Genomic DNA, 13,847 nt, shown 5'->3' with positions numbered 1-13,847 from the left:
CCGGGCAGATCCGTTGCATCAGGTCCTCGAATCTCCTATGCTTAGTTCAGCAGGTGAACAAAGTGCAGTACCGATTAAACAGGAGGCGTTATGATGGGAAAAGTGGTTGTAACAGGAGGCAGCGGGTTGCTTGGCCCGGCCGTGATTCAGGAATTTCTCGATCACGGGTACGAGGTGGTCAATGCGGATGTGAAGCATCCGAAAGAAGCGTTATGTAAAACGGTAATTACCGATCTTACTGATTTGGGGCAGGTGCACGGGGTGCTTGCAGGGGCAGATGCGGTCGTACATATCGCGGCGATTCCCGTCGCGTATTCTCATCCGAATGAAGTGACGTTTGAGAATAATGTGATGTCAACGTACAATATCCTCGAGGCAGCGGGAAATCTCGGCATTAAAAAAGCGGTGATCTCTTCGAGTGAATCGTCTTACGGGATCTGTTTTTCGAAGCAGGGCCTTGAACCGCTGTATGTGCCGATGGATGAAGAGCATCCGCAGCGGCCGGAAGACAGCTACGGATTATCCAAAGTCGTGAATGAAAAGACGGCGGATATGATCCATCAGCGCACCGGTATGCAGGTTGTCTCCTTCCGTCTCGGCAATGTGATCGCGCCGGAGATGTATGCGAACTTCCCGGGATTCATTCACGATCCGGAACAGCGCAAACCGATTCTTTGGAGCTATATTGATACCAGGGACGCGGCAACGGCGTATCGCCTGGCTGTGGAAACAGACGGCCTCGGATCGGTGGCACTGAATATCGGGGCAGATGACACGAGTATGGCGATCGAAAGCAAAACGCTGATGGAAACGTGCTTTCCTAATGTCACAACATTTAAATCAGACATCTCCGGCTATGAGGCGCTCCTCAAAAATGACAAGGCAAAGCGGCTCTTAAACTGGCAGCCGGAGCATAAGTGGCGGGACTACGTCACTCAATAAAAGACCGATAACCTGTCGCAAAACCCTTTGAGCAAAGCACATGTTCAAAGGGTTTCTTTTATAATGAATTTTGTCATTAAATTGTTATTTCTTATGAGAAAATCATACGTTTAAAGAAAAGGACCATGAAGGAATGAGCCCTGTGGAGAATGATATCGAACAAAGTCAGCGCGTTTGGTAAGTTTGGAAAACGGAGCATGATGACAGGAGGTGGATGATGCGAATAACAGGTGTTTCTTACGTGATCCTGGCGGCATTGTTTTGGGGACTCAGCGGAGGCATCGCAGATATTTTGATGGAACGGGGCTGGGACCCTGTCCTGATTTCGTTTTATCGCGGGGTGACCGGCTTTCTGTTTTTCTTTGTCTGGTTTTTGGTTCAGTTCAGGTATAACAAGAACCGCGATTCCCGCTTTTTCTTCTGGTCTGTCCTTGCGGGCATCGGTGTCGCGGGGAATTTCACCCTCTATTACCTCAGCATTGAAGCGGCAGCCATTGCGGTCGCGGCGACGCTTATGTATACGGCACCTGCGATGGTGCTGCTTATCTCTGTAATGGCAGGCTATGAGCGGGCAACCTGGCTGAAAGGGGTCTGCATCGGGCTTGTGCTTTTGGGGATCGTGCTGCTTACAGGATCCTGGAGTCCGGATGCGATGTCCGTGTCTGTCTTTGGTCTTTTGGCGGGTCTTGGTGCCGGATTATCTTATGCGGTCTTTATCTTCGGCTTTAAGAATGCAGTTCTCACCGGCCGACCCCAGACTGCACTGACGTTGGCGTTCTTCTCGTTCAGTGTGATCGTCTTTTTCCTGATTGATCACGGGGAAGCCGTTCGTGTCTGGTATACGGAGGATGCCCTGTTGTTCATTCTGATTGGTGTCTTGGGTGCCGGGCTGTCCTTTATCCTGTATCTTTACGGGATTCGCTATACGGCACCGACCACCGCCTCGATGGTGGCGATGGTCGAACCGGTAACGGCGTCTGCATTTGGAGCGGCGGTAATCGGCCAGTCCCTCTCCGTGCTTGAACTGATCGGTATGGGGATCATTCTGGTGACGGTGACGCTTTTAAGTAAAACGGGCAGTTAAATGAATCAGCGGTTTTTCGTGATGTACGTATCGATCAGGTCCTGATCGATTTTTTTGTCGTACGCTTCTTTTGCCAGCGGTTCCAGGCCTTCCATGCCAAGGATGCGGGTATCCTGCATGTCGAGGGCAACAGCCATGTGAAGCGGATTTTTGAAAGTACCGTCTGGATTGACCTGTCCGTCTGCAATCAGGCCATAGATGATCCGCATCGATGTCTCGAAGTGATGGGCCGGAGTGAGTGTCACGGTAAAGCGGACCGGTTCTTCGGAAGATCCGTTGACAAACTGATGATAGGTCTCTTTTGGGATGGTCAGTTCATCATCAGCCGGGAGAAGGATTTTTTTATCTTCTTTCAGGTTGATTTGCAGCTTTCCCTCCAGGGTTCTGAAAGTCTCCTCAAATTTGCCTTGGTAATGAAGGGGCGGGCCTTCGCCTCCGGGAGGTAAAAAGACTTCGATGTACTCATAACTGCCTTCGGTTTCCTCACTTGTTTTTAAAAACGTGATTTCTTCCCCGGTTCCGGATGGACAATGGTACGGCTGTTAGGCTCATTCATTCGGTTTCCACCTTTCTTTTTATGAATAAAGTCATCTTTCTATTTACATTATCATAAATAAACACCAGGGTAAATTAACACTATACACACAGGTGAAAACGTTTTATTTTTATGTGAATGGTGGTACAATAGAGCAAATGATTCAGTGAGCATAGTATCCAATGCCTTATTATTCCTCATTTTCAGAATAGTGAAACAGTGAGCATCGAGAAGTGACGAATACGCAGAGAATAGGATGATTGAGATGACAGCAAACCAAAAGAAGACAGATGTTGTGTTGATTGGTGCAGGCGTCATGAGTGCGACCCTTGGAACGATGATCCGTGAGTTACAACCGGAGTGGGAGATTCAGGTCTTCGAAAAACTCGATGGTGCGGCAAAAGAAAGCTCGAACGAATGGAACAATGCAGGCACGGGTCATTCGGCCCTGTGTGAGTTGAACTATACCCCGGAGCGCGGGGATGGCAGTGTGGAGACGGGGAAGGCAGTAAACGTCAATGAGCAGTTTCAGCTGTCGCGGCAGTTCTGGTCGTATCTGGTGAGACAGGGACGGCTTACCGCTCCGGAGCGCTTCATCAGACGGATTCCGCACATCAGTTTTGTGCAGGGCCAGGACGGTGTGGATTATTTACGGAATCGCTATGAGGCGATGCTGTTTCATCCACTGTTTAAGGAGATGGCATTTTCCACGGATCATGACGAACTGAAAAGTTGGTTTCCGCTCATGATGAAAGGCAGGGAGCCGGGTGAGCCCGTCGCCGCGACGAAGATTGATTATGGGACGGATATTAACTTCGGGGAACTGACGAGACGGATGATGACGAATCTTCAAGAGGACGGCACGTCTGTTCATTACAATCACAGCGTGGACGACCTCTATCAGAATCCGGACGGGACATGGAACGTCAATGTCCGGAATTTGGCTACCCGTCATCAGGAGACGTACCGGGCGCGGTTTGTGTTTATCGGTGCCGGGGGAGGGAGTCTGCACCTCCTTCAGAAAACCGGTATTCCAGAATCGAAACAGATCGGCGGTTTCCCTGTAAGCGGCCAGTTTATGGTCTGCACAAACCGGGGGGTCATCGAGCAACATCATGCCAAAGTGTACGGGAAGGCAAAAGTCGGCGCACCGCCGATGTCCGTGCCGCACCTCGATACGAGGTATATCGACGGAAAGAAGGCTCTCCTCTTTGGTCCATTCGCCGGATTTTCGCCGAAGTTTCTGAAAGAGGGATCGAATCTCGATCTCCTGACATCAATCAGGCAGGATAACCTCTTTACGATGCTTGCGGCAGGGGCAAAGGAAATGCCATTGACGAAGTATCTGATTGAACAGGTGCTGTTGACGAAAAAGCAGCGGATGAAGGAGCTGCAGGCCTTTATCCCACATGCGAAATCGGAAGACTGGAAGCTCGTCACCGCCGGGCAGCGGGTTCAGGTCATCAAGGATACCGAGGAAGAAGGCAAGGGGACCCTGCGGTTCGGCACAGAGGTCATCACCTCAGAGGACGGTTCTGTCGCCGCTCTCCTCGGGGCATCACCCGGGGCATCGACGACGGTGCATGTGATGCTGCAGGTCCTTGAACAGTGCTTCCCGGAACGGCTGCCGGAATGGGAAGAGAAGATTCGTGAGATGGTTCCCTCTTACGGACTCAAACTCTCCGATCACCCTGAACTGTTTGATGAGATATTCAGGGAGACTGAAGAAAGTCTTGGCTTGACGGAGCATGAGGAACCGGTCCGCACAGAAGTACAATCGTAAATGAATCAACTCAAGGAACCGTATGCTGCCGTGCATACGGTTCCTTATTACGAAAACAGGACGCTAATTTGTTTGTGTCATTACCGTGAAATTCAATAATAGTCCTGTTTTTATGTAGGTTCAATGGTACAATATGGTCAAAAGTCGTAGTTCGGAAAGGGGGGGAGCACAATGGTACAGTCAAGACGCTGCCGTTTCATCACGGTTAGATTGGCGGCCTTTCTTATTGTGCTGTCTGTTTTGATGTTTTCCGGTCCTGGTACGATGATGGCGGGCGATTACTCCAATAACACGGAAGAGAAGCTTGATTTTGAAGGGAACACTGTCCACGCCTTGCAGGATGACTGGCTGTTTTTTTGGGAAGAACTGCTAATGCCGGAAGAGGTAAAAGAAAGAATCGGCCATGCGGAACACCTCGACACATGGGGCTATTGGACGGATACGGGTAACTACAGCAGCAAAGGATACGCAACGTATTTCAAGGAGATTCGAATTCCTGAGGAGGCAGTCGGAAAGAGTCTCGGCTTATACATACCGGATATTACAGCCAGCTATGTGCTCTGGATCAACGGTGATCTGATACATAAGCAGGGAAATGTTGGCAGCGAAGCAGAAGAAGTCCCATGGATCGCTCCTGCGATGATTCAGTATACAGCGAAGAGTACCACTCTTGAAATGGTTATTCAGGTGTCCAATTTCCATCACCGGGAAGGGGGACCGCACAACGCGATCGAATTCGGCCTCTATGAAGATGTCCGAACGGTCCAACAGGCATCGCTGTATATAGAAATCATGATGATTGGTGCACTGATGTTAGCTGCGGTTCATCATTTTATCATCTTTTTGTTAAGAAGGAAGGATCGGGCCAATCTGTATTTTAGCCTGTTCTGTGTAATGATTGCGGTACGTGTGTCTTTGACCGGGGAGAGGATGCTGTATCAACTTTTTCCTCATTTCAGCTGGGAGCTCGGGATTCACCTGGAATATGTTTCGTTTTATGCCGGAGGTGGAATTTTTCTTCTGTTTCTCTATCATATGTATAAGGTCTACGGGAGTGGCCGAGTGACCTATACGCTCGCCGGAATCAGCGGTTTATTTGCGCTGTTTGTTATTCTGACGCCGGTTTCGGTCTTCTCCGAGAGCCTGCCTTATTATCAGATGTATACCGGGGCTCTCTTTCTCTATGGATTTATGATCATCATCAAAGCAGCTCTCGACAGAAAACAGGGTGCGGGTATGACCCTTGCGCTGTTTGGGGTATTTGCCGTCACTGTGGTGAATGACATGCTTCACCATTTGCGTCTTGTTGATTCTGTTGATATGGCTCCGGTCGGCTTGCTGTTTATGATTTTCGGACAGGTGGCGATCATCTCCATGCGGACATTCTCCGCATACGAAGAGATTGAACAGCTCTCAGAAGAACAGCAAAAATGGCAGGAGCATCTCGAGGATGAAGTGGCAAGAAGAACGGAAGAACTGAATGATACGATGAAGCATCTGAAGACCTTATCCGAGCTGGACGGCCTGACGGGCCTGCCTAACCGGCGGATGTTTGATGAAGATCTGATCACCGTGGTTAAAGAGACAATGGACGAAAATGGGAAACTCGGGTTGGTCATGCTCGATATTGATAACTACAAAAATTATAATGATTTTTACGGTCATCTGCAGGGAGACGACTGTCTGAAAGAAGTTGCGACGCTTTTTAAACAGGTGATCAAAGAAGAAGATTCGGCAGAGGTCTACCGGTACGGCGGTGAAGAATTTGCGGTGTTGGTAAAAGAGGCTTCAGAAGCCGAGACTTATGCACTCGCAGAACAGATTCGGAAAAGGGTGGAAGAAGCAGCGATTCCCCACGAACAGTCGGATGTTCAAAACCGGTTAACAGTCAGTGCAGGCGTAGCAGTTCTTCAAGCCCGCGATCTGCATTCTCCGGAGAAACTGCTTGAACAGGCGGATGCGGCTCTGTATCAGGCGAAAAGAAGCGGGAAAAACACAGTCAAAACGTCCAGGTCCTGACAAGGCAATCATGGTGCAGCCAGCTGAACATACCCGACTCGGCCTCATTCCGAACCGTACCGAAAAGCTCTGTAACGGAGCCGAAGGCACGTTTCGCTGAGGCTTGCTGTCGTTCTCTTGGACATTGACTGACGGTGCCGCCATAATAGACATACACAACCATTCATTACATGGAGGACACCTGTTATGACGTCAATCATATCCGTCAAAGAACTGACGAAACAGTATAAAGACAAGGAAGCCGTGAAACAGATCAGCTTCGACGTTGAAGAAGGAGAGATCTTCGGTTTTCTCGGTCCGAACGGGGCGGGGAAAAGTACAACAATCAACATGATCTGTACGATGCTGAAACCGACTTCGGGATCGATTGAGATTAACGGTTTCAACGTGAAAAAAGAAAAAGACAGCGTCCGGGCGAGTATCGGCATTATCTTTCAGGAAAACACCCTGGATCAGAAGCTGACGGGGTATGAAAACCTGATGCTTCACTGCCGCTTTTACCGGGTGCCAAAAGAAAAGCGCCACGGACGGATTCAGGAAGTGCTTGAGATCGTCGACCTGATCGATGTTCAGAACAAGCGTGCGGAAACATATTCCGGCGGTATGAAGCGCCGATTGGAAATCGCCAGAGGGCTTCTGCATTATCCGAAAGTGCTCTTTCTCGATGAACCGACGGTGGGGCTCGATCCGCAGACGCGGGCACATCTGTGGGAATATATTCTGAAGCTCAAAGAAAAAGAGGGCATAACGATGTTTTTGACGACCCATTACCTGGACGAAGCGGAGATCAGTGACCGGGTTGCGATTATGGATCAGGGCGAGATTATCGCCATCGATACGCCGACCGCCCTTAAGAATCAGCTTGGCGGTGACATCATTGAACTGTCCACGACGGATAACGCCCTTGCGATGGACGAAATCGATGCGCATGTTGAAGGTGCGGAAGTCACTGTCGAGGGGGACGTCATTCATCTGAAGGTCGCCAACAGCGATGCGTTTATTTCGGACTTCATCAAGACACTGACGCCGCCGGTAACACGTCTCAACATCCGGAAACCGACGCTGAACGATGTGTTTTTGGCTTTTACCGGCCGCAAAATCAGTGAAGCGGCATCAGGAGAGGAGAGCTGATTATGGAAGGGATTATTGCGATCTGGCAGCGCGATCTGATGAAGTTTTTCCGGGATAAGGCCCGTCTGTTTGGCTCCTTTACGATGCCGATTCTGTTTTTACTGATCTTCGGCGGCGGGATGAGCGGCACGATGGAGACGATGATGATGGGCAATATGCCGGACGGAACAGCCAGCTTCAACTACGTGGAGTTCGTCTTCCCGGGGATTGTGGCGATGACGCTCCTGATGACGTCGGTCTTCTCTGCGATGTCGGTGATTGAGGACAAGGATAAAGGCTATATGAAAGAGATTCTTGTGTCTCCGATTTCGCGGGTGAGTATCGCGATCGGCAAGATGCTTGGTGCGGCAACGGTCGCCACGATTCAGGGCATCATTCTGTTCTTGCTCATTCCGTTTCTCGGTCTGTCATACGGAATCATGAACCTCCTGCAGGTCATCCCGTTTATGTTCCTCTTCGGGGCGGCCCTGTCGGGACTGGGCCTGCTGTTTGCGAGTATCATCCGATCCACGCAGGGCTTTCAGATGACGGTGCAGATCCTCGTCATGCCGATGATCTTTCTGTCCGGCGCCCTCTTTCCGGTGAGCAACATGCCGGCGTGGATGGACGTCATCGTGAAGATCAATCCCGTCACATACGGGGTTGATGTCATGAAGAAGCTGATGATCGACACGTCAGAGCTTTCTCCTGTCGTCATTGAGGCGATGGGATTGAATATAGAAGTCTTCGGCCGGCAGGTGACGATCTTTGAGGAGATTCTCTTCATCGCAGCCTTTGCCGCGGTCCTTGTGTTCTTCGCGACGATCAGTTTCAAACGGGCCAACGCCTGACGTATCTTATGACATTTGTCATATATCAGTTCTGACGGTTATGACTTATACAACATGCTTATAGGGGTTACTCTTAGTGTAATAAGTAAGAACGACATAAGGAGGCCCCACTATGAGTCAACATCCGAAGATCCAGGAATTGAAAAAAGCCATGAAACCTTTTGAAGTCACCGATGAACAGACGAGCCTGAAACAGATATTGAATACGCTTGTTCCATACGCCCTGCTGTGGACCCTTGCTTATCTCAGTCTGTCCGTGTCTTACTGGCTTGCTGTACCCTTTATGATCCTGGCAGCGGGATTTCTTGTACGGACCTTCATCATTTTTCATGACTGCTGTCACCAGTCTTTTTTCAAAAGCCGCCGTGCTAATGATATAATGGGAACCATAACAGGTGCACTGACCCACGTTCCTTATGAACAGTGGAAGAACACACATAATGCGCACCATGCTTCAAGCAGCAACCTCGACAAGCGGGGTACCGGTGATATGTGGATCATGACCGTTGACGAATACGAAGAGGCCCACTGGCTGAAACGTCTCAGTTACCGTGTGTACCGGAATCCGGTGATGATGCTCGGTATCGGGCCGATCGCCGTGTTCTTCATTCAATACCGCTTTAATGTGAAACAGGCACGCCGTAAAGAACGGATCAATACCCACGTAACGAACCTTCTGATTGCAGGCTTCTATGCCGGTATGATGCTTCTCCTTGGCTGGCAGTCGTTCCTTTTGATTCAGGGACCCATTGCCTGGCTTGCGGGTTCTCTCGGGATTTGGCTGTTTTACGTGCAGCACCAGTTTGAAGAGACATATTTTGAACATGATGAAGAGTGGAGCTATGTGCACGCAGCCATTGACGGCAGCTCCTTCTATGAACTGCCCAAGGTATTGCAGTGGCTGACAGGAAACATCGGCTACCATCATGTGCACCACCTCAGTCCGAGAGTCCCAAACTACAAGCTGCCGGAAGCACACGAAGCAACACCACCATTGCAGCACGCGACGAAGATCACGCTTGCCACAAGCCTTAAATCACTGAAGTACCGGCTTTGGGACGAGGACAATAAAGAATTTATTACGTATAAAGAGGCGAAAAAACGGACACGGGCCACCGCCCAGACGGCCTCGTAATATGCGAATGATGAACGAAAGGATGAGACAGATGGGCAAATTCCAGCAACGCTTCAGGCAAACGACCGGACTTAGTCCGTATATCTGGATGTTTTTGTCCATCCTTCCTTTCTATTTTATCTTTCAAACCCCTGCCGTATTGGAAGGGGTTTCCGGCGTTCTTCTCGTTCTTGGTTTCTTCCTCAGCTATGTACTCTCGTTTTCTTCCAAAGGCTGGATGATCTATGTCGGTCTCGGGATTCAGCTCGGGATTTCAACGATTATGGGGATTCTGTTCGGCTATGTGTATTTTTATCTGCTGATCGCTTATTTTGTCGGTCAGCTGGCCAAGAAACCGGCCTTTATCACCTTCTATTCCATCCTGATCCCGCTGAAGGTCATCACGAGCTACTATGCGTTTATCACTTTCGAGATTCTGCAGATTCAGCTGCCGTTTCTTTTACTCAGCACGATTGCGGTGATTTTACTGCCGGTGAATACGTACAGTAAGCTGAAGGAAGAGAAGCTTGAAGATGAGCTTGCCTTTGCAAATCAGAAGATTGCCGATTTGATTAAACTCGAGGAGCGGGAGCGGATCTCAAGGGATCTGCACGATACCCTCGGTCAAAAACTGTCGATGATTGGCATCAAAAGTGATCTTGCAGGTAAACTGATCATGAAAGATCACCATAAAGCCGAAGCCGAGATAAAAGAAGTCCAGCAAACCGCCAGAACGGCGTTAAAAGAACTTCGGGAACTGGTGGCGGATATGAGGCGAAGTAAGCTGAAAGAAGAAATGGAGCGCGTCACCCAGCTGTTGGATGCAGCGGGAATAGGACTGACGGTTTCCGGGGAAAGAGAGTTGCCGGAAAACCTGGCGAGGATTGATCATGTCGTCAGCATGTGCGTCAAAGAAGCAGTGACGAACATCGTCAAACACAGCCAGGCATCAGAGTGCAGGATTTCGATTGCCACACATGACGAAAAGCTGATCATTCGGATTGAGGACGACGGTAAGGGGATGCCTATGGAAAAGTTCCGCTATGGCGGGGGTATTTCCGGGATCAAAGAGCGTCTTCAGTTCATAAACGGAACACTTGAGATCGTGTCTGAACAGGGGACGGCGCTTACGATGACAATCCCGATTGTTCAATTGAACCAGGAGGGGGGCAACGGGCATGACGAGACTGCTTATCGCTGAGGATCAGAAAATGCTTCTCGGTGCATTGGCATCACTTCTTGACTTGGAAGATGACATCGACGTCATCGGTACGGTGAACAATGGCAAAGAAGCCGTTGAAGCGGTGAAAAAAGAGAAGCCGGATATTTGCATCATGGATATTGAGATGCCGGAGATGAATGGACTCGATGCTGCAGAACTGTTGAAGGATGATCCTTGTAAGATCCTGATCCTGACAACCTTTGCGCGCTCGGGGTACTTCCAAAAAGCCATGTCCGTTGGTGTTGACGGCTATATGCTTAAAGACAGCCCGAGTGAAGAGCTTGCAGAAGCGATTCGGCAAATCATGCAGGGACGGCGTATTTTTGCACCGGAACTGATTGATGAAGTGTACCGCTCTGAGAATCCCCTCACAGAGAGGGAAAAAGAAGTGATGAAGCTGATGGCAGAAGGCATGAGTACGAAACTGATTGCCGAGACACTGTTTCTGACGAATGGAACGGTACGCAACTATATCTCCACGATCCTTGATAAACTCGAGGTGGATAATCGAATTGAAGCCATCAAAGTGTATCAGCAAAAAGGCTGGCACTTTTGACCGTTGTCTGCAGTGACCGCTTGGTGCTGCAGGCTTTTTTACATAAATGAAGGCGTACAGCCTGAATGACTGAATTAAAAATACCCGGTAAATATTATGTAAATCATCTGTTCTGCTTTGAAAAATCAGGTATAATGACAGAAAGATTCGAATCTTGCAACAAAGCCATCTCTCTCGTAAAGGTGTTGAGTCGTATGCAGTGGGTGCATCCGTATCCGTATTATCTGTTCCTGGTTGGCCTTCTGTCACTTGGATTGATCATTCCGCTTATCCGTCCTCCGAGGACGTATGGCCGCAACTATTTGAGCCTGATTCTCAGCTTGGCCGGCGTCCTTTTGATGTTGGTTGCACTCGAGCTCTTTGTGACGGAAGAATGGGCGATGCTCCTGTTACGGAATCTGCAGCAAATTCCGCTCTTTTTCACACCGATTGTACTATTCGGGCTTGCGAGAGAATATTCGGGTTATGATTCCGTAAGAACCGTTGCGTGGATGGCGCTTTTGTCCGTGCCTTGCCTGTTTTTTACGGGGCTGATCTTCAGTGATGAGTATCACGGTTTGTTCAGAATAGAGAGCAGCATTCAGACGTTATGGGGACTGACGCAAATCCAGGTCGAACAGACGACGCTCGGATTCATTCTCAGCATCTATCCGATTGGGGTTGCCGTCATCAGTGGCGGCATCATGTTGCAGAATCTGATTCAGGATTCCCCTGTAAACCGCGCGCAGCATTTACTGATGTTTATTACTTATCTGATCCCGTTGTTAAATATTATTGCGGTACCGCTTATACCCGCGACGCTTCCGGGCCAGATGGGTTTCGGTTTTTCGATTATGGCGATCCTGCTCTTTATTCTTTATTACCGGTTTAATCTGCTGGTCATTTGGCCGGTGGCGAAGGATCGGATTTTTGATGCCATGAAAGAAGGCGTGCTCATTTTTGATCGGCAATACCGGCTTTTGGAAATGAACCATGCCGCCTCAGATTGGCTCGGTCGTTGGGCAGGAAGCGATATGGAGAACGGGGAAGAGGATGTGGTGTCAGCCTGGCTTGAGGAAGACCCGGCATTTCACGATGCGATGCGAAAACGAGTGCGGGCAAATACCGAGCGGGAAATGGTCCTTGAACCGGACCGGACCATTATGCATCTGGAGGTCCGCTCGTTTCCCATTGCCCGTTCACGATCAGGAGATGAGGCGACACTTGTGATAATCAATGATATCACGGCCCATAAACGTTATGAGGATGATCTGATCAGACAGGCAACAGAGGATTATCTGACGGGGATTGCGAATCGTCGCCATTTTATTGATCTGTATCAGAAACGCCATGAACAGGATCATGGTTCAGGCAGCCTTCTGCTTCTCGATCTGGATCATTTCAAACGTGTCAATGATACCTATGGTCATCAGACAGGGGATCATGTGCTCAGACATTTCGCCTCACTGCTTGAGTCGTTCTTCCGTGACGGGTTTTGCGGGCGCATCGGAGGGGAAGAGTTCGGTGTATATCTGCCACTTACGTGTGATGCAGCCGTTGAGAAAGCCCGGATGTTCCAGGACTATCTTCGGGATAATCCTTATGTGACAACGGATAAAGAACGGATTTTTACACCTGTGAGCACAGGAGTGACGGAAATCTCTGCCGATGCACCGGATTTTGAAACGGTCTACCGTCAGGCAGATGAGGCGATGTATCTGGCAAAAGAAAACGGCCGAAATCAGGTAGTCTGCCACCGGGACAGCTGTAAACAGGATAACGAGCAGGAGGATGCAAAGTGATTTTACTGATAACCGCAAACCGTAAACCCGAGGAGGAATCGGTCAGCTTAACGCTCGGGATGCATTTTCTCAGGGAACTGAAAGCGTACAACCCGGCCGTCGAGGTGAAAGTGCTCGATCTGTTCGAAACCGACTTCCCGCTTCCGACGCGTGAGGAACTCAGTATGTGGGAGAGGCAACGCCCGCTTACTGAGAATGAAATCGGGGCCCTTGAAAATCCGCACGTCGCAACATTTAAGCAGGCGGAGCGGATTGTCTTTGTGACACCGCTTTGGAATATGAGCTTTCCGCCACAGGTCAAGGCCTATATAGACAGAATCATCGTGCCCGGTCATACGTTTGAGTTCGGCGAACAGGGGATTGAAGGCCTGATGAAAGACAAAGAGGTCCTGCATATTCAGAGCACCGGGGGCATTTATTCATCAGGACCGCTGGCTTCGTTTGAGCACGGTGATTCTTATTTGCGGCTGATGATGAAGCTGATCGGCATCTCTCATTATGAGCTTGTCCGGGTGGAAGGAACGAGCACGTATCCGGATCAGATCGGAGAACGGACGGAAGAGGCAAAAAAACGCTTATCCGAAATCGCGAATGAATGGACTGATACAGAATAGAATGAATGAGTGAGACAGATGGTGGATATCCGCCATCTGTTTTTTTCGGAAAGCTTAAAATGTAAGCGTTATCCACCGTCGTAGAGGTGTTTCAGTTTAAAACATACTAAGTTTATATGTTTAGATTGTGTTGAAAATTGTCTATATATCCGTCACCATCTGTTCAAAATATCGCGCCCCAGAAGGCTTGAGCGATGATAAGATGTAAATAAGCAGAGGGAGAGAGTGCTGCTTCT

General features: G+C 49.4%; 12 protein-coding genes and 1 pseudogene. 11 read left to right on the top strand and 2 right to left on the bottom strand.

Annotated features, from left to right (window positions below; all coding sequences use genetic code 11):
* The first annotated feature begins 93 nt into the window (after positions 1 to 93).
* Entirely contained in the window at positions 94 to 942 is an 849-nt protein-coding gene (locus tag BSEL_RS16640; RefSeq protein ID WP_013174179.1) for an NAD-dependent epimerase/dehydratase family protein, read from the top strand.
* A 217-nt stretch (positions 943 to 1,159) separates the two neighbouring features.
* The gene (locus BSEL_RS16635) at positions 1,160 to 2,026 is read left to right on the top strand and encodes a DMT family transporter (protein ID WP_013174178.1); all 867 of its coding nucleotides are present in this window, start codon (positions 1,160 to 1,162) and stop codon (positions 2,024 to 2,026) included.
* 5 nt (positions 2,027 to 2,031) lie between these two features.
* On the opposite strand, the gene BSEL_RS18130 is transcribed toward BSEL_RS16635, so the two are convergent.
* The gene (locus tag BSEL_RS18130; RefSeq protein ID WP_232970478.1) at positions 2,032 to 2,271 is read right to left on the bottom strand and encodes a hypothetical protein; all 240 of its coding nucleotides are present in this window, start codon (positions 2,269 to 2,271) and stop codon (positions 2,032 to 2,034) included.
* Between the two features lie 9 nt (positions 2,272 to 2,280).
* Positions 2,281 to 2,484 (bottom strand): annotated as a pseudogene (locus tag BSEL_RS18125) (cupin domain-containing protein); the annotation flags it as partial.
* A gap of 342 nt (positions 2,485 to 2,826) precedes the next feature.
* On the opposite strand from BSEL_RS18125, the gene BSEL_RS16625 reads away from it, so the two are divergent.
* The 9 genes from BSEL_RS16625 to BSEL_RS16585 all read left to right on the top strand — a co-directional run bounded on the left by BSEL_RS16625 (position 2,827) and on the right by BSEL_RS16585 (position 13,611).
* Complete coding sequence (locus tag BSEL_RS16625) at positions 2,827 to 4,344, top strand: malate:quinone oxidoreductase (RefSeq protein ID WP_013174176.1); 1,518 nt, start codon at positions 2,827 to 2,829, stop codon at positions 4,342 to 4,344.
* 171 nt (positions 4,345 to 4,515) lie between these two features.
* The gene (locus BSEL_RS16620; protein WP_013174175.1) at positions 4,516 to 6,363 is read left to right on the top strand and encodes a GGDEF domain-containing protein; all 1,848 of its coding nucleotides are present in this window, start codon (positions 4,516 to 4,518) and stop codon (positions 6,361 to 6,363) included.
* Positions 6,364 to 6,549: 186 nt separating this feature from the next.
* Complete coding sequence (locus tag BSEL_RS16615) at positions 6,550 to 7,494, top strand: daunorubicin resistance protein DrrA family ABC transporter ATP-binding protein (protein ID WP_013174174.1); 945 nt, start codon at positions 6,550 to 6,552, stop codon at positions 7,492 to 7,494.
* 2 nt (positions 7,495 to 7,496) lie between these two features.
* Positions 7,497 to 8,324 carry an ABC transporter permease gene (locus BSEL_RS16610; protein ID WP_013174173.1) on the top strand — a complete coding sequence of 276 codons (828 nt, stop codon included), beginning with the start codon at positions 7,497 to 7,499 and terminating at the stop codon, positions 8,322 to 8,324.
* A gap of 112 nt (positions 8,325 to 8,436) precedes the next feature.
* A complete protein-coding gene (locus tag BSEL_RS16605; protein WP_013174172.1) occupies positions 8,437 to 9,459 on the top strand; it encodes a fatty acid desaturase in 1,023 nt (340 codons plus the stop codon).
* Positions 9,460 to 9,490: 31 nt separating this feature from the next.
* A complete protein-coding gene (locus BSEL_RS16600; protein ID WP_013174171.1) occupies positions 9,491 to 10,639 on the top strand; it encodes a sensor histidine kinase in 1,149 nt (382 codons plus the stop codon).
* Positions 10,617 to 11,216 (top strand): response regulator transcription factor, encoded by a 600-nt coding sequence (locus BSEL_RS16595; RefSeq protein ID WP_013174170.1) that lies wholly within the window; start codon positions 10,617 to 10,619, stop codon positions 11,214 to 11,216. The genes BSEL_RS16600 and BSEL_RS16595 overlap by 23 nt, the downstream gene beginning before the upstream one ends.
* Positions 11,217 to 11,410: 194 nt before the next feature.
* On the top strand, positions 11,411 to 12,997 hold the full coding sequence (locus BSEL_RS16590) for a histidine kinase N-terminal 7TM domain-containing diguanylate cyclase (protein WP_041582040.1): 1,587 nt from the start codon (positions 11,411 to 11,413) through the stop codon (positions 12,995 to 12,997).
* Positions 12,994 to 13,611, top strand: coding sequence for an FMN-dependent NADH-azoreductase (locus tag BSEL_RS16585; protein ID WP_013174168.1), 618 nt, complete (start codon positions 12,994 to 12,996; stop codon positions 13,609 to 13,611). The genes BSEL_RS16590 and BSEL_RS16585 overlap by 4 nt, the downstream gene beginning before the upstream one ends.
* Positions 13,612 to 13,847 lie beyond the last annotated feature (236 nt).

Source organism: [Bacillus] selenitireducens MLS10, from assembly GCF_000093085.1.
Taxonomy (GTDB): Bacteria; Bacillota; Bacilli; order Bacillales; family Salisediminibacteriaceae; genus Salisediminibacterium; species Salisediminibacterium selenitireducens.
This window is presented reverse-complemented; position numbering and strand designations above follow the sequence as displayed.